The sequence below is a fragment of the Streptomyces sp. NPDC002055 genome (assembly GCF_040296705.1).
Taxonomy (GTDB): Bacteria; Actinomycetota; Actinomycetes; order Streptomycetales; family Streptomycetaceae; genus Streptomyces.
This window is the reverse complement of the sequence record NZ_JBEOXS010000034.1, coordinates 44,564-68,329: the sequence shown is the minus strand read 5'-3', so window position 1 is coordinate 68,329 and position 23,766 is coordinate 44,564. Positions and strand designations below refer to the sequence as shown.

At 68.4% G+C, this 23,766-nt stretch carries 20 protein-coding genes, 2 pseudogenes and 1 CRISPR repeat array; of the genes and pseudogenes, 7 read left to right on the top strand and 15 right to left on the bottom strand.

From position 1 onward, the window contains the following. Nucleotides 1-173 precede the first annotated feature (173 nt). From ABT112_RS21735 to ABT112_RS21715, 5 genes are all read right to left on the bottom strand, one after another. Nucleotides 174-1,172 (bottom strand): threonine ammonia-lyase, encoded by a 999-nt coding sequence (locus ABT112_RS21735; RefSeq protein ID WP_351511980.1) that lies wholly within the window; start codon nt 1,170-1,172, stop codon nt 174-176. 35 nt (nt 1,173-1,207) lie between these two features. After that, nucleotides 1,208-2,188 carry a D-alanine--D-alanine ligase family protein gene (locus tag ABT112_RS21730; RefSeq protein ID WP_351511978.1) on the bottom strand — a complete coding sequence of 327 codons (981 nt, stop codon included), beginning with the start codon at nt 2,186-2,188 and terminating at the stop codon, nt 1,208-1,210. Beyond that, nucleotides 2,185-2,769 carry a DUF6624 domain-containing protein gene (locus ABT112_RS21725; protein ID WP_351511977.1) on the bottom strand — a complete coding sequence of 195 codons (585 nt, stop codon included), beginning with the start codon at nt 2,767-2,769 and terminating at the stop codon, nt 2,185-2,187. The genes ABT112_RS21730 and ABT112_RS21725 overlap by 4 nt, the downstream gene beginning before the upstream one ends. Then, on the bottom strand, nt 2,766-3,227 hold the full coding sequence (locus ABT112_RS21720) for a helix-turn-helix transcriptional regulator (RefSeq protein ID WP_351511975.1): 462 nt from the start codon (nt 3,225-3,227) through the stop codon (nt 2,766-2,768). Before ABT112_RS21720 ends, ABT112_RS21725 begins: the two co-directional genes overlap by 4 nt. 388 nt (nt 3,228-3,615) lie before the next feature. Then, on the bottom strand, nt 3,616-4,050 hold the full coding sequence (locus ABT112_RS21715; RefSeq protein WP_351511974.1) for an ATP-binding protein: 435 nt from the start codon (nt 4,048-4,050) through the stop codon (nt 3,616-3,618). A gap of 580 nt (nt 4,051-4,630) precedes the next feature. On the opposite strand from ABT112_RS21715, the gene ABT112_RS21710 reads away from it, so the two are divergent. Then, nucleotides 4,631-5,635: an NsdA family TPR-like regulatory protein gene (locus ABT112_RS21710; protein WP_351511972.1), complete on the top strand. Its 1,005-nt coding sequence runs from the start codon at nt 4,631-4,633 to the stop codon at nt 5,633-5,635. A gap of 425 nt (nt 5,636-6,060) precedes the next feature. Next, on the top strand, nt 6,061-6,966 hold the full coding sequence (locus ABT112_RS21705; RefSeq protein ID WP_351511970.1) for a phosphotransferase: 906 nt from the start codon (nt 6,061-6,063) through the stop codon (nt 6,964-6,966). A 506-nt stretch (nt 6,967-7,472) separates the two neighbouring features. Here the strand turns inward: ABT112_RS21705 and ABT112_RS21700 are convergent. Beyond that, nucleotides 7,473-7,730 (bottom strand): annotated as a pseudogene (locus tag ABT112_RS21700) (hypothetical protein); the annotation flags it as partial. Between the two features lie 569 nt (nt 7,731-8,299). Here ABT112_RS21700 and ABT112_RS21695 point away from each other — a divergent pair. Continuing rightward, nucleotides 8,300-8,560: pseudogene (locus ABT112_RS21695) on the top strand (site-specific DNA-methyltransferase); the annotation flags it as partial. 190 nt (nt 8,561-8,750) lie between these two features. Next, nucleotides 8,751-10,365: a CRISPR direct-repeat array (repeat unit 29 nt; unit sequence CCGCTCCCCGCACCCGCGGGGATGAGCCC). Between the two features lie 71 nt (nt 10,366-10,436). Here the strand turns inward: ABT112_RS21695 and ABT112_RS21690 are convergent. The 4 genes from ABT112_RS21690 to ABT112_RS21675 all read right to left on the bottom strand — a co-directional run bounded on the left by ABT112_RS21690 (nt 10,437) and on the right by ABT112_RS21675 (nt 15,080). Beyond that, entirely contained in the window at nt 10,437-11,438 is a 1,002-nt protein-coding gene (locus ABT112_RS21690; RefSeq protein WP_351511968.1) for a helix-turn-helix transcriptional regulator, read from the bottom strand. 51 nt (nt 11,439-11,489) lie between these two features. Beyond that, nucleotides 11,490-12,431, bottom strand: a complete 942-nt coding sequence (locus ABT112_RS21685) for a VOC family protein (RefSeq protein ID WP_351511966.1) — start codon at nt 12,429-12,431, stop codon at nt 11,490-11,492. Nucleotides 12,432-12,521: 90 nt separating this feature from the next. Continuing rightward, on the bottom strand, nt 12,522-13,649 hold the full coding sequence (locus tag ABT112_RS21680) for an FAD-dependent monooxygenase (protein WP_351511964.1): 1,128 nt from the start codon (nt 13,647-13,649) through the stop codon (nt 12,522-12,524). Nucleotides 13,650-14,237: 588 nt separating this feature from the next. Further along, a complete protein-coding gene (locus ABT112_RS21675) occupies nt 14,238-15,080 on the bottom strand; it encodes a calcium-binding protein (RefSeq protein ID WP_351511962.1) in 843 nt (280 codons plus the stop codon). 746 nt (nt 15,081-15,826) lie between these two features. Here ABT112_RS21675 and ABT112_RS21670 point away from each other — a divergent pair. Together ABT112_RS21670 and ABT112_RS21665 are read left to right on the top strand one after the other, a co-directional pair. Continuing rightward, complete coding sequence (locus ABT112_RS21670) at nt 15,827-16,909, top strand: matrixin family metalloprotease (RefSeq protein ID WP_351511961.1); 1,083 nt, start codon at nt 15,827-15,829, stop codon at nt 16,907-16,909. 12 nt (nt 16,910-16,921) lie between these two features. Then, on the top strand, nt 16,922-17,311 hold the full coding sequence (locus tag ABT112_RS21665) for a DUF6281 family protein (RefSeq protein ID WP_351511959.1): 390 nt from the start codon (nt 16,922-16,924) through the stop codon (nt 17,309-17,311). Between the two features lie 139 nt (nt 17,312-17,450). On the opposite strand, the gene ABT112_RS21660 is transcribed toward ABT112_RS21665, so the two are convergent. The 3 genes from ABT112_RS21660 to ABT112_RS21650 all read right to left on the bottom strand — a co-directional run bounded on the left by ABT112_RS21660 (nt 17,451) and on the right by ABT112_RS21650 (nt 21,842). Then, on the bottom strand, nt 17,451-18,413 hold the full coding sequence (locus tag ABT112_RS21660) for an alpha/beta hydrolase (RefSeq protein WP_351511958.1): 963 nt from the start codon (nt 18,411-18,413) through the stop codon (nt 17,451-17,453). 535 nt (nt 18,414-18,948) lie between these two features. After that, nucleotides 18,949-20,073, bottom strand: coding sequence for an MFS transporter (locus tag ABT112_RS21655; RefSeq protein ID WP_351512003.1), 1,125 nt, complete (start codon nt 20,071-20,073; stop codon nt 18,949-18,951). A 557-nt stretch (nt 20,074-20,630) separates the two neighbouring features. Beyond that, nucleotides 20,631-21,842, bottom strand: coding sequence for a cation:proton antiporter (locus ABT112_RS21650; protein WP_351511956.1), 1,212 nt, complete (start codon nt 21,840-21,842; stop codon nt 20,631-20,633). A gap of 324 nt (nt 21,843-22,166) precedes the next feature. On the opposite strand from ABT112_RS21650, the gene ABT112_RS21645 reads away from it, so the two are divergent. Beyond that, nucleotides 22,167-22,316: a hypothetical protein gene (locus ABT112_RS21645; protein ID WP_351511954.1), complete on the top strand. Its 150-nt coding sequence runs from the start codon at nt 22,167-22,169 to the stop codon at nt 22,314-22,316. Nucleotides 22,317-22,421: 105 nt separating this feature from the next. On the opposite strand, the gene ABT112_RS21640 is transcribed toward ABT112_RS21645, so the two are convergent. Together ABT112_RS21640 and ABT112_RS21635 are read right to left on the bottom strand one after the other, a co-directional pair. Then, entirely contained in the window at nt 22,422-22,544 is a 123-nt protein-coding gene (locus tag ABT112_RS21640; RefSeq protein ID WP_351511952.1) for a hypothetical protein, read from the bottom strand. Nucleotides 22,545-22,673: 129 nt separating this feature from the next. Then, nucleotides 22,674-23,186: a MarR family winged helix-turn-helix transcriptional regulator gene (locus tag ABT112_RS21635; RefSeq protein WP_351511951.1), complete on the bottom strand. Its 513-nt coding sequence runs from the start codon at nt 23,184-23,186 to the stop codon at nt 22,674-22,676. 114 nt (nt 23,187-23,300) lie between these two features. Between ABT112_RS21635 and ABT112_RS21630 the strand changes: the two genes are divergently transcribed. Further along, entirely contained in the window at nt 23,301-23,678 is a 378-nt protein-coding gene (locus tag ABT112_RS21630; protein WP_351511949.1) for a DoxX family protein, read from the top strand. Nucleotides 23,679-23,766 lie beyond the last annotated feature (88 nt).

Here is a 23,766-nt window from a genome sequence, read left to right as displayed (position 1 = left end):
ACCGCCGGTACGCCCGCTGTGTCGGGGCTCCGGACTCAGCCCACCGTGGGTCCTCGGCCGGATCGTGCCCCTCGTAGGTGATGGCACCGATCAGGTCGGGGCTGGCGTACTGGGTGACGACCGGGACCGGCTCGTGCGGCGGCCGGGGTGAAGACGAACTGGCCGTCAGGGGTTCAGTGCAGCACGGGTGTGTCACGGGGGCTGGGCTCCGTTCGGTCCAGGACCAGGGTGATCAGTCGGTTGTAGGTGTCCCAGTCGACGTTTCCGCCGGAGAGGATCACGCCCACCGGACCGTCGGGCAGCCGGTCCACGCACGCGAGGAGCCCGGCGAACCCGGTAGCGGCCGAGGGTTCGGCGACACTGCGGTAATGCCGCCACAGGTGTGCCATGGACTCGGCGATCGCACGGTCGGGCACGGCTACCACGTCGTGCAGCATGCGCTGGTTGATCTCCCACGGAAGCGAGGAGGGAGTGGTGTGGCCCAGACCGTCGGCGATGGTCACCGGTGCGCTGATCCGGACGGGCTGCCCTCGGCGCAGGGAGCGGCGGGTGTCGTCGGCCGTGGCCGGCTCGGCCCCGACGATCCGTATGCGCGGATGGTGGGCGCGCGCGGCCAGTGCGGTGCCGGCGGCGAGCCCGCCACCGCCGACAGGGACCACGATGGTCACCAGGTCCGGCGCATCCTGAAGCATCTCCCAGGCTGCCGTGCCTGCCCCGGCGATGACTGGCCGGGAGTCGGAGGAGGGCACTACCGTCAGGCCCTCACGGTGTGCGTGTTCGGCCACGAGAGCGTCCCGGTTTCCGGTGTGCCGGTCGTAGGTGAGGACGCGCGCTCCGAGGGCTTGGACTGCCTGACGTTTCACTGCCGGTGTGTCGTTCGGGATCACCACCGTCGCACGCGTCTTGAACAGCGTGGCCGCGAGTGCCAGCGCTTGACCGTGATTGCCCGACGACGCGCCGATCACCCCACGCAGACGGGCGTGTGCACCCATCGTCGACAGGGCGGTGTACGCGCCGCGGAACTTGAAGGAGCCGGTGCGCTGGAGGTTCTCGGCCTTGACCAGGACACGGCGCCCGAGCAGTTCATCCATGGTCGGAGAGGAGAGCAACGGTGTGCGAACAGCGATGCCGTCCAGGTGTGCAAGGGCGAGCCGCACGTCGTCAGGCTGCATGGGCAGGGGATCCGGCTGCGTTGGCCGGCGGTGGTTCACGGCTGGACCTTGCGGTCGGTGCGGGCGCTGCGCACGACGTGGGCGATCAGCTGGTCGTAGCCGAGCTCGCGGGCTGCGGCCATCCGGGCGAGATTTCCGGTCTCGGACAGGCCGGGCAGGGTATTGACCTCGAGCCACAGCACCTCGCCATGGTCGGCGACGATGAAGTCGTGCCGACTGTACGCGTGGCAGCCCAGCGCCTGGTGCGCGGTCAGGGCCTGTCGGTGCAGGGCCTGTTCCAAGTCGGCGGAGAGGTTGGCGGGGCAGTGGTACCGGCAAGTGGTCTGACCGCGTTTGGCTTCGTAGCTGTAGACCTCGTCGGGTGCGTCGGGGAGTTCGGCTTCGAGGGCGGGCAGGACGTGCGGGGCGCCACTCGGAGCCTGCAGGATGCCGATACTGACCGGCCGGCCGGGATGGAACCGCTCGGCCATCACGTGGCCGGGTGGGGCTGCCCGGATGGCCTGGAGCAGATCGTGGGCCGTGTGCGCGGTGTGCAGCCCGATGGAGCCGCCCTCGCTGATGGGCTTGATGATGACCGGCAAGCCGAGCAGCCGTTCGATGCGATCGGCTTCGAAGGCGGCCCCGCGCGTGGGCTCGATGACGGTGCTTGCGGGCGCCTGGACACCCGCGGCCCGGACGATGGTCTTCGCGATGACCTTGTGCATGCCGGCTGCCGACGCCAGCACACCGGACCCGGTGTAGTCGATGCCGAGGGTCTCCAGCAGCCCCTGTAATCTGCCGTCCTCGGCTCCACGACCGGCGATCGCGAGGACCGCGAGTCCGATCCCCGCCAGATCACTCAGGAGGGTTTCCCGGTTCTTCAGATCGATCCACCGGGTTTTGACGCCTTGCCGGGCAAGGGAATCCATGACGGCGTGACCCGACAGCAGAGCGCGGTCCCGCTCCTTGGACCAGCCGCCGGAGATGACGGCGACCGGCGCCGGAAAGTCGGCAGGGGAGAGCAGTTCGACATTCACGGGCGGAGCTCCTTGAGGGTGGGCAGCGAAGCGGCGCGCAGCGCCTGCATCTGCTGTTCGAGCGGGCGCAGGCCGATCGAGGCTCGGCGGGCATCGACGGTGGCTTCGTCACGGATCGGGTACGGGCGGCCGAGCACGGTGTTGATGCAGGTGCCATAGGTCTGCGGATTGCCCTGCTGGGCCTCGCAGTGGTCCTGGATGTAGGCGCGGTGGACACCGGAGCAGTGCCCCGCTTCGGTGGCGTCGTCGATCAGATGACCGCAATGGAGCTGGAAGCGTAGATCGCCTGCGTGCAGCAAGATCGTCAAGGCGGCGGTGCAGGCCTCGTCGCCTACGAGCGCGCGGGTCGGCCACCCGTGCCGCTCAACGATCTGCTTGAGGGCCTGCGCATTCTCGCTGTGGCATCGCGCAAGGAGTTCGCGGCGGTGCTTGGCCGGCACCCGGAGCAAGTCCGCCGACAGGCGCCTGTCCTCTCGCGCCCGGCGGATCAGCTTACGGCCGAGCACTGCCGCCAGCTCACAGGAGAGGCTGTACCCGCCGCTCGTCGAGGCCGCCTCAGCGTTGCTGAGCTGCTCGCTCACTGCCCATCTCCCACACCAGGCCCGAGCAGCTTCCAGGCGTGCCCGAGTCCCACGAGGTGCGCAGTGTCGATTGCCTCTGCCTTATCTAGGAGGGCTTTCAGCAAGGCGGTGACATTCGGGAGCTGTAGCGACGTGGCGGTCGCGATATCGCTGTACTCGGAGTGTTCGGCGACGGCCCGAAGCAGCAGCTCCTGGTCGGTGAAGTCCGGGGCCGGCCGCGTCACGCTCGGCGGGGAGACCTGGCCGGTGGAGAGCGCCGCGTGGACCCGAGGGGTACGGCCGGTGGCACCGAGCTTGTCCCCGATGTGCTTCAGGCGCCTGCTGACGGTGGTCGCCTTGATGCCCGTCAGGCTGGGGGCCTGCTGGTTGGTGTGCCCGGCGGCGACGTGAGCCTTGATGCCGTTCTCTGCGGGTGTCAACTGGTTGAGCTCGGCGGTGGAAAGGGTTTTCACGGGCATGAAGAGCTCCAGGAGGTGAATGTTCAGGTAGTGGGCAGAAGGGGCGGCGGATCGGGCCTCACTTGGTGTCCCGCGGCAGCCCCCGGCGGCTGCGCTCTGCGGAGGTCAGGGACCCTTGTTCGTGATCACGAGCGGCACCAGTAGTCCGGCACCAACTGCGACGATGAGGAACTGCAGGCACCACTGACGCCAGCCCCAGCCCCGATCGTCCATCCAACGGTCAGCTCGCTTCACGGCGCGGTCTCCCTCTTGACCAGGCCGACGAGGGCTGCTCACGCAGCGAACCACTCGAGCTGCTGCTCTACGTCGGCATCGCGGCTCACCGCGCTCCGGTCGTAGACGGCGACACCGTCCGCCTGGCCGTCAGCTCGGTGGCAGCGTGCGACCATTACGGCCTCCCCGCGGGGAGACGGAACTCGCACCATGTCGTCAGCCCGTCATCGCTGACACCCCAGTCCTGCGCGAGAACGGAGACGAGGAACAGACCGCGACCGGATACGTCATCGTCGTCCGCGTAGTGGACAACAGGGCGGCCCGGACTCCCGTCGGTGACCTCGACACGCAGCTTGCATCCGCTGCACCGAACGAGCAGACCGACATCGCCGGAGCCGTGCTGGACGGCGTTGGTGACCAGTTCGGAGACAGCGAGGACGACGTCCGCAGCCACGGGCCCGCGCAGGTTCCACGACCGCAGAGATGCCGAAGTGATCCGGCGCATCTGGGCGACGCGTGCGAGGTCGGGGAGGAAGACCACCGCAAAGGATCGCGAGGCCTTCGACAGGGGATCCACAGAGACCGGCATGGCGGCGGTGGTGGGGCTCATCGAAGGCCTCCCGAACGGTCATTGCAGGGGGGAACGGGAGGTGCACCGGGGATCGAGCGCGCGGTGGACCACGCTCCCTCACCCACCGGATGACTTCGGGCGGTGACAAGTGAACGGCTCGTGTGGATGACCGCGTCAACGAGCCCGCCTGGCTCAGCGAGTTCCCTCACGCCGCGTTGCGGCCGCGCCATCTGCTGGTCCTCGCCGGCAACGCCGGTCACGCTGTCGTTCTCCACTGCGGGGAGTTGTGGCGTTACGAGCGTCAACACTGCGGGGAACGGCCGGTTCACCAAGGCTGTCATCCCACCACCTCCTGGTTCCGTGGCCATGCCGCGGTTCTCCATCCGACAGGGCTGGAGAGCCCGCCCGTTGCCACTCAGCAGCTTGTCGAGCCTTCGATGAGCAGGATTCGTTCTCGCGCCGCAGGCGAGCAACCGTGATGGGGCGCTGATCAGTGACATCAGCGGTGAGCAGTCACTGATTCAGTCACCGAAAGCGAAGAATGCGTCACTGATTTGGCGTGGAGCCGACGGTGCGTCACTAAACTCAGTGTGAAAGGAGCCCGGTGAGGGAGGGGCCGATGGACCTCAAGTCGCACCGTCCGTCCTGCGCGAAGGAGCTCCGCGAACAGGTCGGCAACCGCGGGGAGCCGGTCGGCCGACTGGCGCAGGCCATCCACGCGCACTGTGCGGTATCCCTGCTACGCGCTCAGCGCCTGGCCCGGGGATTGACTTTGAAGGAAGCTGCTGACGGCCTGAACAACCTCGCCGAAGGCCGCGCTGACGCTCCCCGAGCCAACGGTGACCAGCTCGGACACTGGGAAACCGGACGTCACCATCCACGTTCGGCAACCCTCGGGCTGCTGTGCGAGTTCTACGCCTGCACAGCTCAGGACCTGGGCTTTGGAAACGCGGCTGACGCCGTCCGGGCCCCTTCGAGCACCACCCTCGTCCGGGGCAATGAGCCCCTGCCTCCGTACGTGACCCGGCGGACGTCGTGCACGACAGATTCCCTTGAACACCAAGTGGACTCAGCCCGACGCTCGATGGACCGCACTCTGGCGGTCAGCACGGTCAGTGCAACCCAGCTCGACTTGCTCGATGAACAGGTCCTCTGGTCCCGGGAGCGGTACGTCTACACCCCTCCCGCATCGATGATCACCGTGCTGCTCGGCCATCTGTCCGAAGTCGAGGACCTGGCAGCACACCGGCAGCCGGCCGCGATCCAGGTCCGGCTTTCGGAGCTGACGGCGACGCTCGCCACACTGATCGCTGACGCTCTCATGAAGCTTGGTCAGCTACCAAGGTCACAGGCCTGGTATGCGACCGCACGCAACGCTGCCGATGACAGCGGTAATACCGAGCTCCGGGCAAGAGTTCGGGCGCAAGCCGCGATGCTGCCGTTCTACTACGGCCCTCTGGAAGCGGCCGTCACTCTGTCCCGAGAGGCCCGCATCATCTGCCGTGGCCGGCCCAGCTCCACCGCGGCCTTCGCCTCGGCTGCGGAAGCCCGCGCCCTGGCAAGGCTGGGCGACATGGCGGGCGCGGAGACTGCACTGGGGTGCGCCGTCGCTGCGTTCGAGTAGAGCAAGTCCGGATCCCAGGCCGACAACGATGCCTTTGGCTTCCCAGAGCGACGGCTGCGGCTGTACGAGAGTGGAACCCTGACGGCTCTCGGCCGGACCAGCCAGGCTCGGCGCGTACAGGAAGAGGCACTCGGCCTCTACCCGACGAAGACCGGTATCGACCCGGCGCTCCTCAACTTCGAGACGGCCATCTGCCTGGCACACGATCGCAGCCCGGCAGAGGCGTGTCAGCTTGCCGGAACCACCTTTCTGCGGATCGCCCCCGAGCACCGGACACCGATCGTGGAGCAGCGGGCCCGTGAGGTCTTCGGAGCACTCCCCTCGGGTGCGGAAAGCGGCCGCGCCGCACGGGAGCTCCACGAAATCCTCGCTCTTCCTCCCGGAAGGATGTGACAGCGGCGCGGCCGTCGGCGAGTCTGGACCGCATGAGAGACGCGGCTCCGACCCCTGGTGGGTTCGACGAATTCGAGATGCACCAGGTCCTGGAGCAAGGGTGCGCGGCCACCGGCCTCGACTGCTCCGACGCCCGCCTCCTCCGGGGACAGACGAACGCGGTCATCCTCCTTGAGAAGGAGCAGGTCGTCGTCAAGGTCGCCCGAAAGGGATCTCGCATCGAGGACGTCGCGCGTACAGTGACGTTCGTCCGCTGGCTCATGGAAGCCGGCTTCCCCACCGTCCCCCTGCATCCCCTCGACCAGCCAGTTGTTGTCGGTCGGCACGCCATGACCTTCTGGTCGTACCTGCCCCAGCCGGATCACCCGGTCGCCGCGGCACAGCTCGCCAAGCCCCTGTCCGGACTCCACGCGATCACCGCACCCCCTGTGCCTCTGCCGAATCACGACAACCTCGCGGCGATCCGCCGGTCGCTCACGGCGATCACCTGCCTTCCCGAAAGCACGCTGGCGGTCATGGCCGAGTACGCAGACCAGCTCGAATCAGATCTGTGCGCAGTGAAGTTCGAGCTGCCGGAAGGGGTGATGCAGGGCGACCCACAGCACCGCAACGCCCTCCACGTCGGTGGAGGTGATGCCGTCCTCTGCGACTGGGACGCCGTGGCCCTCGGACAGCCGGAGTGGGACCTTGTCACTGTGGAGGTGCATTGCCGACGCTTCGGACACGGCCGAGATCACTACGAAGCATTTGCAGACGCCTACGGGTGGGACGTCACGTCCTGGCCGGGATACCGGACCTTGGCCGCGATTCGCGAGCTGCGGATGATCACGACAAACGCTCGGAAGATCCGCCACGCACCACATAGCTTGCGAGAGATCGAGCAGCGAGTGCACGGGCTCATGAGCCAGGATGCATTTCTGCAATGGAACATCCTCTGACTCACCAGCGGACGCGTCGTCCACCTGTCGTCAAACCATCGTTTGCCTAAGGCTCCGGGCTGCGGCTGGGATGGCCCACGCCTGGTGAGAGCCTCGTCGGCAAAGGTCGCGAAGCCGAGACTGATCAGCTCGGCTGCTGCTGCCTCCCTGCCACCGGCGCCAGGGTCCACAGGAATCTTGAGCTGCTCTGTCGGCACCCGGCTGTAGTAGAGCCCGGTGCAGCCCCCGCGGGAAGACGGGCTGCTGGATGGCCACCTACAGCCGGGCGAGGGCGCCGAGGTCCGCCTTGTTGAGGCTCTCTGAAAATCCCGCCGACGCTCGCCGTGTGCGCCAGACCTGCTCTTGTCCTCACCCCTGTATGGCGGCCATGTTCATGCCGTGCGGTTGGCACAGGGTCACCCGAAGTCGGCGGCGTGGTCGGACACCCATTGGCGGTAGGTGCGGGCGGGTGTGCCGGTGACCGTTTCGACTGTGGAGGTGATGCTCGGGCGAGGGGGCGGCGAGCCGCCGGTGGCCTGGATCTTCTTGGCGCTGGGCACCTGCTCGGCCGGATCGCTCAGCCCCGGCACGTGGACCGAGCCCTTGTCGCCGCCGTCCAGGATGGCCTTCACCTGAGCGGCGACAGCTGCGGCATCCACAGGCCGTGCACTGTCAGTCGAGCAGGAGGCCGACGCGGCCTCGGCGCCAAAGGCGAGGACGGGAGCGGCCAGCAGCAGCGGACCGGTTGCGCAGAGGCCGACAACGGCTCCAGTGGTCTTCTTCACCGCCGCCGCCGTTCACCAAGGTGGGGGCGATGGCCGGGTGCCGGTGATGGGTCGGGGCTATGGGGTATCAGGGCATCGCAGCGGCTCCTCGGTGTTCGCAGGAGACGCGGTGCCGACTTCTCGTGCAAAGGCGTCGGCATCGCGCCGATGTGAATCAGCCTGTCGGGCGGGCCCGGGTCAACGGAGTTGGTTGCTCCCGGACGCTGGTCTCAGGTCACGCGCGGCAGCCAGCCGCGCTCGTAATCTCAGGCAGTACACCGGGCTCCTGACGGCGTGGGGGATGAGACGCAACGTGCCTTCCGCGCAGCTCGTTCGGACGAGATAGCACGAATAAGCACAGGTCAACGGGGGTGAAGTGAGGCTTCGGCCCGCCGGCGACAGGACGAGACAGTAGACCGGTATTCCGGCCGCACCAACGATTCCCGGCCCCCTCCCGGAGCGCGGCTCAGCTCATGAGGTCCGGCCGGAAATCACGCCTAACATCCGGCACCACCCGCCCCGACGAGCGTTGTTGAACGCCGTCCGGAGTGGCCCCCCAGCCCCGCCATGCCCTGAAGGAGGCCCTTCTCATGAGCTACACGGTGCACCGAGGCGACGCCCTCACCGTGCTCAAGCCCCTCCCGGACGAGAGCGTCAGGGCGGTGATCATCGACCCGCCGTACAACTCCGGCGGGCGTTCGGACCGCACCGGTCGCACCGCGCGACCCAAGTACGTGACCAGCAACTCGGCGCACCATCTCGCCAACTTCCCCGGTGAGAACCGCGATCAGCGCTCCTACCAAGCCTGGCTGACCGAGCTGCTGACGGAGGCGTACCGGGCAGCGACCGATGGGGATCCGCGCCCCATGACGGGGCATCTTGGGGGTCTGGCAGCCTCATATGAGAAGCCTCGGTGTGAACGCGTAGTCTGTGGCGTGGAGGCATCTCAGGTGAATGCATTCCTTTCTGTCCCGTATGCCCTTTTCTCTCAACCTTGCTGAAACAAGCGTCGCCCCTTGATAAATGTGCAGCTCACGCAGCCCGCTCCCCGCACCCGCGGGGATGAGCCCGCTTCGGTGCAGCCGATGCGGGCCAGGTAGGCCCGCTCCCCGCACCCGCGGGGATGAGCCAATGGCACGAGGCTGGGCACACAGGGCCGGCGGCCGCTCCCCGCACCCGCGGGGATGAGCCCGACGTCCCAGACGTCGTGGTCCAGCACGGCGGCCGCTCCCCGCACCCGCGGGGATGAGCCCCGCCCGCCGGACCCTCCGAGGGGGGCGGTCCGCCGCTCCCCGCACCCGCGGGGATGAGCCCACGTCGTCGCCCAGCTCGCGCAGCAGCTTGGCCCGCTCCCCGCACCCGCGGGGATGAGCCCCCCCTTGCCCGGCGGGCGCGGTGCCTGCCGACCCGCTCCCCGCACCCGCGGGGATGAGCCCGCAGCTCGCCGAACGACGGCGACGGGCTGGAGCCGCTCCCCGCACCCGCGGGGATGAGCCCAGCCAGGAGCTACCCGACGGCTGGGCTTGGGACCGCTCCCCGCACCCGCGGGGATGAGCCCGCGGGGAACAAGACGAACTCTGACAACCGCGGCCGCTCCCCGCACCCGCGGGGATGAGCCCGGCAGGGGTCCTGACGGCGCTCTATGGCCGTCTCCGCTCCCCGCACCCGCGGGGATGAGCCCGTCACGGCCAGGAAGTGGGCGGAGCGCCTGGTCCGCTCCCCGCACCCGCGGGGATGAGCCCATCCGCCCCATCCGCCACCGGGACGCCGCTGCCGCTCCCCGCACCCGCGGGGATGAGCCCTGATCGTCCTGGATGATGCATTCCGAGGACAGCCGCTCCCCGCACCCGCGGGGATGAGCCCCGCCCTGCGCACCAACGTCATCCAGGGCGGCACCGCTCCCCGCACCCGCGGGGATGAGCCCGGGCCGGGCCCGGCGGCCGGCTGGTGGGAGAGCCGCTCCCCGCACCCGCGGGGATGAGCCCGCCCGGCCAGTCCGCCCGATACGGTCGAATCTCCGCTCCCCGCACCCGCGGGGATGAGCCCAACCGCTCGGCGGTCCGCAACTGGCGGCCCAACCGCTCCCCGCACCCGCGGGGATGAGCCCGCGGCCTCGGCCCGGCGCAGCAACTCCGCTGTCCGCTCCCCGCACCCGCGGGGATGAGCCCGAGGACGGCAGCCACAGCCCGGCCTTCGACGACCGCTCCCCGCACCCGCGGGGATGAGCCCTACCTGCGACGCACGGCGCGCCTGCTCGCCCTCCGCTCCCCGCACCCGCGGGGATGAGCCCGTCGCGTCCAAGTGCGACGGCTTCGGGCACCGCCGCTCCTTGCACCCGCGGGGATGAGCCCAAGTTCTACGGCGCCGGCTCCTGGGACATCGCCCGCTCCCCGCACCCGCGGGGATGAGCCCCTCCGCTGCACGGACACACGCAGAGGCATGCCCCGCTCCCCGCACCCGCGGGGATGAGCCCCTGATCCGGCGGTTGCTGATCGAGGCGCCGCCCCGCTCCCCGCACCCGCGGGGATGAGCCCAGTCCCGCCCACCGCACGCGCGAGGCGCGCCGCTGCTCCCCGCACCCGCGGGGATGAGCCCGAGGTCCACAACCGGATCGTCGAGCTCTCCGGCCGCTTCCCGCACCCGCGGGGATGAGCCCGGCATCGACCCGAAGCTGACGTCACGCCTTGGCGCGGAACCCTGACCACCACCAGTTCCAGGGGCGGTTTGCTACCGGCGGGCCGCCGTTTCGGAGGGCAGTTCGTCGAAGCGGTCGCGGTACTCGGCGGCGAAGCGGCCCAGGTGGGAGACGCCCCACCGATAGGCGATGGTGCTGACGTGATCGGTGGAGGTGAGGACGTCCTCGCGGATCCGGTCCAGTCGCAGATTGCGCACGTAGGTGAGGGGAGACAGTCCGAGTTGGGTGCGGAATGCGGAGCTGACGGTCCGTGGGCTGCAGTCTGCGGCGGCGGCGATGCCGCTGAGGGTGAGGCGTTCCGAGAGGTTCGTTTCGATGAAGGAGAGAGCCGCGCGTACCGAGCGCGGGTGACTGGGGTGAGGGCCGTCTTGAAGCTCGCCGATATGCGTATGGGGCTGGGCCAGCAGCAGGGCGGTGGCAATGCACCGCAGCTGGCTGCGCGGCAGCTCCGCACGCTGGAACAAGGGGTCTCCTGAGTCCAGCTGCTCCACGAGGGAATGCACCAGCAGCCGCACCGCCCGGCCCTTGGGTTTGGCCAGGTCCAGGGCGAAGTCGAAGCGTACGGTGGATGTCGGCAGTTGCCCGGTGAGCGCGGCGAACTCCTGGTCGACGAGGGCGGCATCGATCCGCAGACCCAGAAAACGCGTCCGGCTGCGGGCGGGGCGCAGCTCCTGAGTGTCTCCGGGGTTGACGACTCCTGCGGTGGCCTTGTCGAGGGTCGCGTGCAGGCTGCCGCAGGTCGCCGCGATGGCGCCGGAAACACCTATGTTGACGAAGTAGGAGCGGCGGCGGCCGGACGCCGAAGCGACGCGGACGTCGAGTGGCGAGGCGAAGTAGCCGACCGCGAAGTCGGAGGCGGCGACGCCGCGCAGTTCGTGCTCTCCGCCGGCCAGGCCGTCCAGCGGAGAGGTGGTGATCGAGCCGCCGAACAGTCGGGTGGCAGCGTTGAGCAGATCGACCGGGTTCCGAGATTTGGTGATGCGGAACGTGTGCAGGGGAGTGGTCACAGCTTCACGCGTAAATGACGGCGTCATGGTGGGAACTCCTTTTGCGGCCGGATGTTGGCCACCTCGGTCCGAGGACGCTCAGATCGGCGGGGCGACGAACAGCCCGGGGTCGACGTCATTGTGGGATTTGGCGGCAATGTATTCGTTCATCTCGTTGGCCGTGCCCCACTGGTCGGCGTTGGCCGGGTCCGTCAGGTCGAAGAGGTGTGGATGCCAGGTGTCCTCGTCCACGACTTCGAGCTCGGTGGTGTACTCGACGGTGTTGCCCGCCCGGTCGAGGTAGTAACTGAAGGAGTTGTCACCGGCGCGGTGCCGGCCCGGACCCCACAGGCGCTCGATGCCCAGTCGCTGCATCCGGCCCGTGCCGCGCAGGAACTCGTCCACCCCGCGCATCTCGAAGGACGCGTGGTGGAAGGCCGCATGCGGGCCGCGGACGATGCCGAAGCTGTGGTGGTAGGTGTTGCAGCGCAGGAACCACATCATCTCGCCGCGGCCGCCGATGCACAGGGTGTCCGAGAGCCGGAAGCCGAGATGCTTGATGTACCAGGCCACCGTGGCTTCGGGTGTGGGCGAGTTCATCAGCACATGCGACAGCCGTACGGGTATGGACTCCCGTGCCTCGATCGTGCGGTGCCGGCGTGGGGTGACGTCGGCGGAGACCTCCACCACACGGCCCTCGTTGTCGAAGAAACGGACCGCATAGCCGCCTCCGGGAGTGTCCAGCATCTTCGGTTCCCGCACCAGCTTCACACCCTGCGCGATCAACTGCGCGGCCAGGGCGTCGACATCGGCGGGGTGGGCGGCACCGAAGGCGATGAGGTCGGTGCGCTTCTGCTGGTCCTCGCGCAGCCGCACCACGTACTGCTCCGGGGAGCCTTCGGCCGCCAGGAACGAGACACCCGTGTCACCGGCGATCTCCGTCAGACCCCATGACCCGGTGTAGAACTGGCGCTGTTCGGCGAAGCTCGGCATGGCGACATCGATATGCCGCAGGTGGGTGATCAAGCTTGTGTCGCTCATCGGTCACTCCTCGTATGGGGCGGATCGGCTGAGGTGTTCGGTCAGCCGGTCGATGGCGGTGGGCATCGACGGTGGGCATCGGATGGAGGGTTACGCGGGCTCGGCCATCTGCTGGTGACAGGCGTTGACCAGCGGGTACGCCTCGTGGTGACGCTGTGCCTGCTCCAGGCCGACGATCGCCACCGAGGTCTGAACGAGCGTGCGGCATCGCCGTGCACGCCGGTTGACGAACGACTCAAGCCCCGCGCCGACCGACTCGTGACACGCGAGTTCGTGGGCCAGCACGAGCCCGTCCTCGATCGCCAGGGCCGCGCCGCTGGCCATCTGAGGTGTCGGCGCATGCGCGGCGTCACCGATGACGACGCCGTTTCCGCGGTTCCAGGCACCCGCCAACAACGCCGTCCGGACCGGGCGGCGTACCACCGACTCCGACGCGGACACCAGAGGGCAGATCTCCTTCACCCGCCCCGGGAAGGCCCCCAGGAGCTGCTGCAGACGCGGGGCGAGTTCGGCATCGGGCAGGGCGCTGTGTCCTACTCCGTTCTCCGTGAGGAACACGTACGCCTGGCTGCCCGAGATGGGGATGAGTCCAGCTGTGTCGACCTCGCCGGCGAACTGATGAATACGCGTGGCCCACGGCGGGCGCGGCACCAGGGCACGCCAGACCATCTGCCCGTGGTAGTCGAGCGAGGTCGCCAAGCCCAGCAGGGCCCGGACCGACGAGCGGATGCCATCCGCGCCCACCAGCAGCGCGAACTGCCGGACCGTCCCGTCCGAGAACCGCACACGGACCAACTCCTGCTCCTGGTCCACCGCCGCGACCGTCATCCCGTAGTGCACCACCACCCCACTCCGCTCGGCCGTCTCCCGCAGGACCCGGTGCAGTACGGGGCGCGCCATGCCGGCCATCGCCGGCCGCTCCGCGCCGATCAGACGCGGCAACTGGACCCGGTCCGCAGACTCGCCGTTCACGTCCACATGCGTGATGCCGGCCATCCCGTAGCCCTCGGCGAGACACCGGTCCGCGAGTCCCAACTCGTCCAGCGCGCGCAGCGCAGGGCCGGTCAGGCACAGCCCCCACCCCGACGTCGCCGTCGCCGGGGCGGCCTCGGCGATCTCGGCGCGCCACCCCCTGCGCGCCAGGGCCGACGCCGCCGTCAGACCGGCGACACCCGCACCCACGATCACGGCCGTCCGCGCGCCGCGGCAGCTCTTCATCCACGCCTCCTGAGCACCGAATTCACCGGAACCCTAGAAGGCGCCGCGGCTCCGCCCTGTCCGTATCGGGAGGCGACTATCCGCTTCCGGCAATCGATGACTGGCGGTGGTACCCCTCGCGGCCACCGCGTTGGCCCGGCTGCGGCATGGGGATTATGGCTAGGGGCTCGTGATATCAGCGCGGCGGACTAGTCATGGCTGGCTTCTGCATGCCTCGCTGGTGACCCAGCTGCCGTGGTCATCCCAGAAGGGGACGACCACGGCGCCAGGCAGGTGCGCGTCGCAATCCGGATAGGCCAGGGGTTGTCCTAGCGGAGGTTGGCGGACACCAACAAGGACAAACCCCAACCGTCAGGTGCGGCTGAGCTTCCTGGGCTGAGCAAGATCGTTCAGGGCGTCGCCGGCAATACGCGTGTCCAGTAAGGAGCCCAATAGCTGCACGCGTTGCGTTTGGCGTCCAGGTAGTGCCTGGGGCATCAGACACCGCTTCACCGTGAGGCGTTCACCCGAGTTGGGAGCGCCACGCAACTCAAGGCACAACGGAACGAACTCGGTGGAGCCTGTGAGAACGCGGGGTGAGAAACAGGCTCAGTTCTGGTGCAGTTCGTTGCGGCCGGGGCCGCCGGAGAGCTGGTCGGTGCCCGGGCCTCCCCACAGGACGTCGTCACCGCTGTTGCCCCACAGCGTGTCGTTACCCGCCTCGCCGTACAGGTCGTCGTTGCCCTTGCCGCCGTAGAGGACATCGGCGCCGCCGCTGCCGTGCAGAACATCGTTGCCGTCGTCGCCGTGCAGGGTGTTCTCCTCGCCGGTACCGGTCAGGGAGTCGTTCCCGGATCCGCCGGAGCAGTCCTGCCCGCAGTGGGTGAGGGTGTCGTTCCCCGGGCCGCCGAAGGAGCCGAAGCCGAAGGGACCACCGCCGCCGTCGAGACGGTCGTTGCCGTCGTCCCCGTGGAGCATGGCGGACACGGGCCCCTTGAGCACGTCGTTGTCCTTGCCGCCGTATACCGCGGCCCATGCGTCGCTGTCCTGTTCGAGCGTCGCGGTGTCGTCCTTGTCGCCGAGGTCGATGTCGTAGCTTTCCGAGTCATCCGAGTTCTGCGGGATCCCGACCGCGCAGCGTACGACGGTGCGGTCGCCCTGCGTGGGGTACGTGCACTCGTCCGAGCTCGCCGCACTCGCGTCGATGGCAACGTCGTACCGGTCGCGGAAGGTGAGGACGTAGTACGACTCGAACTCACCGCGGTGCTCGATCTCTTCGGTGACCGTCAGCTTGTTCTGCTGGCCGGGGGCGGCCTTGTACCAGAGCTCGCCGTCCTGGTGGACGAGCGTGGCCGTGGTTCCCGGGGCTGCCTGGGCGGCCGGCGAGAGGGCGGGTGTGCCGAGGGCGAGGACAAGGGTGGCGGTAGCAGCGATGGTGCTGTAGGTGCGCATGCGGAAGTAGCCCTTCGGGATGTCAGTGCGCCGTGGTGCTTGTGGTCATCGGGTTGGACAAGGGGGCCGGGAACGGAGTTGTGCCCTCGGTCATGAACACCTGCGGACCAGGCAGTGTCCGGGACATGGACAGCTCCGCGTACGACCATCCCCATGACGACACCGGGACCCGAGGGTCCACACACGCTCCCCCTCTCCGTCCTGCGGAGGGCGGGCAGGCGGTCGGCACCCTGCGCGCCCTGCCGCCCGAGCCCGGCCGGGCTCGCCCCGGTAGGGGGCCGACCGGCCGGTGTGGCGGGTCGTGGGCCGCGCGGTGAGGACCGCTGTTCTCTGGCCGCGCTGCCGAGGGCACGGGGGCTCGGCCTCCACCCAGGCCGGGCCCGAGGCCGCCCAGGCCTGCGTTGTCGTGGCTGTCCCATGTCGGCGCAGCAGGTCCGTGATGGCGGTGCCCTGTTGGTCGGCGAAGACACGCATTTCTCGGCGACTTTGATAACTCGTCGGACCCTCATGCCGGCTTCCTGTGTTAGCGGGGGCGCGCAATCCGAATGGAATTCAAGCTTCCAAAATGTTCGGTGCGGCGTGAATCGGCCGTCTGAAGCGGAAAGTTGTCCTAAACGCGAAAATCGAGAGCCTGTGCGAGCGGTCGTGGCTACGGTGATCGAGTTCTTGTCCGGGCCCGCATGGCGGGACATATTCGGGGGTGAAGAATGACTGCACGCAGTCGAGGACGAATAGGCAGATCGGCCATGGCTTTCGCGCTTGTGGCGGTACTGTCAGGAACCATCAGCAGCGCTCAGGCGGCCACGGAAGGGCCAGGTGGGGCTGAGGTCTGTGACCTTCCCGACGAAGGAGACCTGAGCCCAGGAGATCTGCCCGCCGGCAGCTCTGTGGTCGCCTGCAGGGCGGTCGGTCGCGTCGTCGCCTACGACGGCACCGGCGTGACGGTTCCCGAACCCGGGACGGCAGTGAGTGTTTCCGCCTTGGCAACGGATGGCGAAACGCACGGGTTCAAACTCGAAGTCGCTGCCGACGGGAAGGTTTCCTACGACCTGACCGGTGCTGACGCGGACTCGTCCACCGCAGGATCCGATGTCCCTGACGTTCTGTCGAAGCCTGCCCAGACAGCGGCCGACCTGTCGCAGGAGTCGGACCTTGCCGACGCGGATGCGGCAGACACCAGTGCACCGGGCGAGAGCGAGATTCCCGAGGCGGACGGCTGGGCCGCCTCCGGCGCCTGTAACGATGGCGCCTACTCCACCATGGACCAAAAGGAGTACGGCTCCTACGAGTGGTACATCGGCGACGGAGGGATGCCCGGAGGGCTGTCACGGACAGACGCCAAGTGGGCATTCTGGGACGCCGTTGACAACATCACCGACAGCTCCAACAACTGCGGCCTCAGTGACCAGGTCGGCGCGGAGGAAAACTACCGGGCACCCACGAGCTACGAAGCGGACATCAACAGCAGAACCATGTGCACCGACCGGGACGGACTGAGCACCTGGGACGCGGGCAACCTCAGCAGCGGCGTGCTCGCTGCGACCTGCTCCTGGACCTGGCCCATGCCCGGCATCAAGAATGACTTGCGTGAGGCCGACGTCCGTTTCAACACGACCGACTACGACTTCACGAACAAGCCGACCAGAAGTTGCCGGAACAAGTACGACATCCGCGCCGTAGGCACGCATGAAGCCGGACACGTCTTCGGGCTTGACCATGTCGGTTCGGGGCACGAAGAGCTCACGATGTTCACGAGCATCGACGCCTGCTCGACGAAGACAAGGACTCTCGGTAAGGGAGACGTCATGGCGCTGCGCAGCATTTACTGAGGAGGAACGCTGATGACCCGAGCCGTGCGATCCGCAGGCATGCTCCTGGCGGCAACGGTGATGGTGTCGATCGCCGGGTGTACGGCCGAAGATGGCAGCAACGAGGGAGCGGGGTCCTGCGCGGCCGAGTTCAGCTACCAGGGCAGGATGTACCGGGACGTTGCGAACGTGGACTTCACGGTTGCGGACAAGCTGGGAACCGCGACCGATGCGCCTTGTGGCGACACCGGAAAGGACGATGCGGAGAATTCCGGAAGCACGGAAACCGCCTATGCGGTGGACGGCATTTCTCCGAAAGTGGCGATCGCCGTCGGGGACACCCCCGAAGATGCCAGGCTCGTCGTCTCCTACTCCGGCTCGGACCTCCCGCCTGAAGTCAAGAAACTGATCAACGGCTCGTGACGCAGCACTCCGGGTCGCCTTGAGGATGGGATCCGGGTGGCCGTGCGGCCTCATGGCCGGCAGGTGCGATCGCCGCTCAATCCGGTCGCATCCGATCCTGGTGGCCGCGTTCTGGACGAGTGGTGTCGTGTGCGGTGCCTCAGCCGGTTCCGAGCCCGGCGCGCAGGAAGGCGGTGGCCTGGCCGATGGCGGCTCGCGTGGCTCGGGTCTCGCTGAGCGCATTGAGCAGCATGAAGTCGTGGATGGTTCCGTCGTAGCGCACGGTGGTCACGGGGACCCCGGCTGAGCGGAGCTTGGTGGCGTAGCTTTCTCCCTCGTCGCGCAGCACATCGGCCTCGTCAACGCACACGTAAGCGGGCGGAAGGCCCGTGAGCTGCTCGGTGCCGGCCTGATTCGGCGATGCCGTGATCTCGGCGCGCTGTGCCGGGTCGGTGGTATAGGCGTCCCAGAACCACTCCATCGCCTTGCGGGTGAGGTAGTAACCGGTGGCGAACTGCTCGTACGACGCGGTGTCCATCGCCGCGTCGGTGACCGGGTAGTACATCGACTGCTGCAGGAAGGTGACGTCGCCGCGTTCCTTGGCCATCAGCGCCAGCGCGGCCGCCATATTGCCGCCCACCGATTCGCCGGCCACCGCCATGCGGCCGGCGTCCAGGCCCTTGGATGCCCCGTCTCGGGTGATCCACTGGGCGGTGGCGTAGCCCTGCTCGATCGCAGTCGGGTAGTGGGCTTCCGGCGAGTTCGGGTACTCCACGAATGCGAGCGCCGCACCGGCGCCGACGGCGAGTTCGCGCACGAGCCGGTCGTGGGTTTCGGCGTTGCCGAGGATCCAGCCTCCACCGTGCATGTACACAATGACCGGCACCAGCATGCCAGTAGTGCCCTGTGGCCTGATGATGCGTACCCGGACGTCCCCCACCTGGGCGGGCACCGTGATCCACTCTTCGTCGACCGGGAGCTTGCTGACCGGCGCAGACTGCGCGTCTGCGAGGATCTTCCGGGCATCGGCCGGCGCCATCTCGTACAAGAACGGCGGTTTCGAGAACCCTTCGGCAACGTCCTGTGCCGCAGGCTCGAGGACGACCGGGCTGGCAGCAGTCATGACAGTGCTCCTCATGCGAAGGCTCGGACATGGACTTGGCCAAGAGCGCTCAACGCAGCACCGGCGCCAGCTCGTCACGCACCGGGTCTTCCCGATACCGGGCAATCGCGGCCTGGCGGCTGCCCGCCGTTACGGCACGTCTCCACGTTCGTGACGCTTCCCATCTAACACCCACAAAAGGGGGCAGTTCCAGTCCAGGTCGATCGCCGTCAGCTGTGGGCCCCGAGTCTCCGCGCGCTCAGGATCCTTGCTGAGTCGCGCCCGCCAAGCCCGTCGCGGCACGCATAGCGGCCCCAACTGATCTATGCGAGTAGAGCACACCTGGTGAGCTCTCCATCACGTCACGTCGACACCCGTCTCATGGATGCCGCTGACTGCAGCAGCTCCCGGGCACCGGTCTGGGATGCCCCGCGGCCCCGGCCCACACCTGCCCGGGCCGAGTGGAGCGCCATCGTGGTCCGAGCCGCATCGCGTTGCAGATGCTCCCCATGTGGCATGGGCCTGCGGTGGGGGTCACGACGCTTGCTGCCCGCTGTCAGTCCGTTTGAGGCGGTCGGCGCAGGAGGAACATGCCCACGCCGGCCGACTGCGGAATCACGCAAGCTGCGAAGACCAGACCCGCGTCGCGCAGCCCCAGAGTCAGGGTGAGTGCACCGACCCCCACGACCGGCAGGGAGATTCCGACGTAGGCGACGACGAAGAAGGCTGAGATCGTCGCGCCACGGCGCTCGTTCGGAGCCACTGCACTCACGCTGGTCATGGCCGCGCGGAAAGCCAGGCCTTGGCCGAGGCCCCCGACCACTGCGCCTGCGACCAGCACCGGCAGGGACTCCACCAGGAGGGAGGACGCCACGATGGCCATGCCGGTCGTCAGGACCAGGCAACCGGTGGGCAGCGCGCGCCGCACGCCCACCCGGCCCATCAAGGACTGGCCGACGGTGGAGGAGCAGAACGCCGAGAAGACGACCACGCCGGTGACGGCGAGATTGTGCTCCCCCAGGACCTGGGAGATGAAGCCCGGCGCCACTGCGGTGAACAGTCCGAGCAGAGAGAAGCCGGCGAACGCGGCCAGCCCAGCCGGTACGAACGCTTCGCGCGTCTCAGGAGGTACGACCATGCCCTGAGGGCGCAGCGGCGGGCGGGGAGTGCGGCGCGCCACTGTCTCCGGCAGGGCGCGGGTGACGGCGAGGGCCGCCACGAGCAAGGCGATGTGTACGAGGAAGGGCAGTCGAAGCGGCCAGGGCGCGTACTGCGCCAGGAACCCGGACAGCAGCGGGCCGCAGCCCAGGCCGCCCATGTTGGCGGCTGTGGCGGCGAATGCCGCCTGACCGTGCCGCTCCGGGGGCGCCAGCTCCAGCACGGCAGCTGTCGCGGCCCCGCTGAGGAGCCCCGCGGAGAATCCCGAAAGCAGCCGTCCCACGAACAGCAGCGGCAGTCCGCTTTCACCCAGGAAGCACACCGCGCTCAGGACCGACAGGCCCAGAGCGAAGAGCAGCACCGGGCGTCGGCCCAGAAGGTCGGAGAAGTCACCGGCGACCAGCAGTGCGGCGATCACCCCGAGCGCGTAGACCGCGAAGACCACCGTCACGATCAGTTCGGAGAACCCGATCTGTTCCTCGTAGAGCCCGTACAGCGGCGTCGGGAGCGTGGTCCCTGCCATGCCGACCGCGAACACTCCTGCGGCCGCGAGGTACCAGCCTCGCGCACGACGTTCACCGGCCTCCCGAACGATCACGCCGTCAATCTAGCGGGACAGCTGGCCCCTGACGTGTCAACTCGGCCTGGGCCGACACCGGTGCGCGATGCCGGAAGTGTCGCGGAAGCGGACTCACCCCGCCGGGCGGCCACCCTGTGAACGCTTCCGGCCTCATAGCTGAAAGATGCCCTCCCGGAACTCGTGAACGGCCGCTAACCTGAGGATCGTGCCTTTCAGTGGCATGTACTGCCGCACCCGCGGGGATGAGCCCGGGTTGCAGTGCGACAGGTGCGGCGGCCGGTTCCGCTCCCCGCACCCGCGGGGACGAGCCCCTTCCCTCGGGCCCTGCGTCGTTTTCAGGGACGATCCGCACAAGCACCGGCTGCTGCTGGACCTGCCGCGGATCTTCGACGAGGGACGAGCGGCGTTCGCCGCCGACCCCGAAATGGCGGTGGGTGCGTGCCCCTTGCGTCCAGAGGGCGCCTCCCCGGCCAAGTCGATACCCCACGGGTAGCCGCTGATTACTGCGTCGGCTGCGGGGGGTGGGTGACGCCGAGGCGGCGGGCCACCGGGACGCCGGTCAGGCCGTAGAGGGCGACGGTCGCGATGATGACCAGGAAAGTGACCGGAAGGATCTTGGACGCGCCGCCGATGTGTTGGGCAACCAGTTGGGCCGAGAAGGTCGACGCGGTGGCCGCGGCGACGATGCCTCGCGGTGCCATCCAGCTGAGGAACAGGCGCTCCCCCCTGGTCAGCCCAGTCCCGATGGTGGCGGCGAAAGCCACCAGCGGGCGGATCACCAGCACCAGGACGGCCACCAGGCCGACGGTGGGTAGCAGAAGGCCGTGCAGCGACTCGGGGGTGACGGTGGCCGAGATGGACACGAACAGGACGCCGATGAGCAATTGCACCAAGGTCTCGGACAGCGGCCGCCGGGTTGGGATGTCGAAGCCGGGCAGGTTGACGACCGCAATACCCATGAGGATGGCGGCGGTGAGCCCGGAGTCGTCACGGAAGATGTTGCAAACGGCCGCCACAGCCACCACGCATGCGAGTTGACTGGTGGCGCGGAGCAGGTCGTCCAGCTTGAGCTTGCACAGGCAGAACCACAGCACCGCGAGGCCGACCAGTGCGCCGGCCACGCCGATGCCGATGGACAGGAAGAATTGCCCGAGCAGGTGGCCGGGTCCGTGGTGGGTGCTCGACAGTACCTCGGCGAACACCACGGCGCCCAGGACGCCGCCGACCGGGTCGATCAGTGAGCCCTCCCAGGACAGGATCCGCTGGACGCTTTCGGTCGGCCGGATGAAGGTCAGCAACGGGCCCACCACTGTTGGCCCGGACACCACCAGGATCGCGCCGGTCATCAACGACGCTTTGGCCGACATGCCCAGCAGCGGGCCGGCGAACACGGCGGTGAGTGCGAACGTGACCGGCACTCCCCAGATCACCAGGCGTGGTGCCACGCGACGGGCACGCCCGCGCATCTTGCCCCACTGCAGGCCCAGTCCGGAGTCGTAGAGGATCAGCGCAACGGCCAGTGAGACCAGCGGTTGGAACGCCGGGCCCAGCAGCCGTTCGGGATCGACGTTGCTCGTGAGCGCTCCGGCGGTGAACCCCGCCGGGAGGAGGACGATCAGCGCCGGGATACGCAGCAGGCTCGCCAGTACCTGCGAGCCCACGGCGAGCACCAGGATCAGGCCCACCCCGAACAGGATCTGATCGGTACTCAACGCCTGCCCTCTTCTCCCGCCGGCTCCGGCATGTCCCATGAGGCAGCGAGCACTGGCCGCGCATACAGCTGATCCCTGCAGAAGGCCGGGCTTCTCCAGGCCGGCCTGGTTCGCTCTCCTGCTGTCGCGACAGCGAGTCCTCGTTCGGTGCGCCGACTCTTTCACGGTCTGAGGAGTGCAAGCCGCGTGACGGCCCGGCACAGCCGTTCAGCACACAGATGGAGTAGGAATCCGTTCTCGGCCGGTCTTTGGCGAAACTCACCTCATGACGACAGACTTCACCGTGCCCCGGCCCGACCACTCGGTGTGCGCAGCCTGTCCCGGATGAAGCCGGCCACCTCGTCAGCGGAACGCCGGCGGGAAGACGTCCTGGTCGCGGCTGAAGCGGTCGGTGGGCACATCATCGGCTGGGCCGACGACTGGGAGTTCTCGGGCGCCACCGACCCGATGACCCGCCCGAAGCTCGGGCCATGACTGCGCGACGATCGCCAGTGAACGTTCCCTGCCCGTCCGGTGGGCCTTGACGGGTGGTCAGGGCCGGGCGCGCACTCCGCACGCCCGGACCTGGCCGCGCGGTGCTCAGCGGGTCTGCAGCCAGAGCTTGTAGTCGGAGAAGACTCCGCCCTCCTGGCAGTCCCAGTCCGCCCAGTGGCCACTGTGCGGCCTTGTCAGTCCGCGCAGGGCTGTTGACGAATCGCGCACGACTGGGGCGGCAGGTTTCCGTAGTCCCGCGGCGGTATCTCGTAGGTGGCCCGGAACAGGCGGCTGAAGTGGGCGGGGTCGGCGAAACCCCAGCCTCGCCCTCGCCGCCGCCCCGCTTCCGAGGTGGTGCTACTTCTCGGGGCGTAGCCGGTCCAGCGTTCCGGTGACGAGCGGGTGATGGGGGTCGACGGCGCCGACGATGCGGCGGCCGATCGTGGTCAGCTGGCGGACCTGCGCCTTGGTGAGTGCGTCGAAGACATAGCTGCGCACGGCCTCCACGTGTCCGGGGGCGGTGGCGACCACCTTGTCGAAACCGTCGTCGGTGAGGGTGGCCACGGTGTAGCGGCCGTCGGCGGGGTCGGGATTACGGCGTACCCAGCCGCGCTTCTCCAGCCGCCCGACGACCTGGGACAGCCGTGGAAGGGAACCCTCCACGAACGCGGCGAGCTCGCTCATCCGCAGGGTGCGCTCGGGGACCATGGAAAGCCCGGCCATCACCTGGTACTCGAAGTGACTCAGGCCGGCGTCGCGCTGTAGCTGCGTGTCCAGTGCCGCGGGGAGCCGCATCAGCATGCTGCTGAGCGCAATCCATGCCTGATCTTCCTCATTGTCCAGCCAGCGGGGTTCCTGCGGGGTCTCCATGCTCGCGAGTATAGCTTCACACGTGAAGTGATCAACTTGACGGATGACTTGCATCTTGAAGTGAATGAGCTCTAGTCTTCACTTAATGAATTAAGTCATTGAAAGGTGTTGATCATGATGAACGTTCTGTTGTGGGTCCTCGCGGGTGTGCTCGCTGCGGGGTTCCTTGCGGCCGGGGCGATGAAGCTGTCCCAGCCGAAGCAGAAGCTGGCGGCCTCGGGTATGGGCTGGACCGAGGGTGTGAGCGCCGGGACGGTGAAGCTGATCGGAAGCGTGGAGGTGCTGGCCGCGTTGGGTCTGGTTCTGCCGCCCGCGCTCGGCATCGCACCGGTGCTGGCACCCTTGGCGGCCCTTGGTCTGGCGCTGGTCATGCTCGGCGCCCTCGGTGTGCATGCCCGTCGCAGCGAGTCGCAGATGATCGCCGTGAATCTGGTGCTGCTCGTGCTCGCGGCTGTCGTGGCCTGGGGCCGGTTCGGCCCGTACGCCCTCTAGTGATCGATAGGCGGTCTCGTTCCACGCATCCGCGCAGGCCACGCCGAACCCCAGGACCGCCGCCCCGGAGCGCGACGCCGAGGTTTCG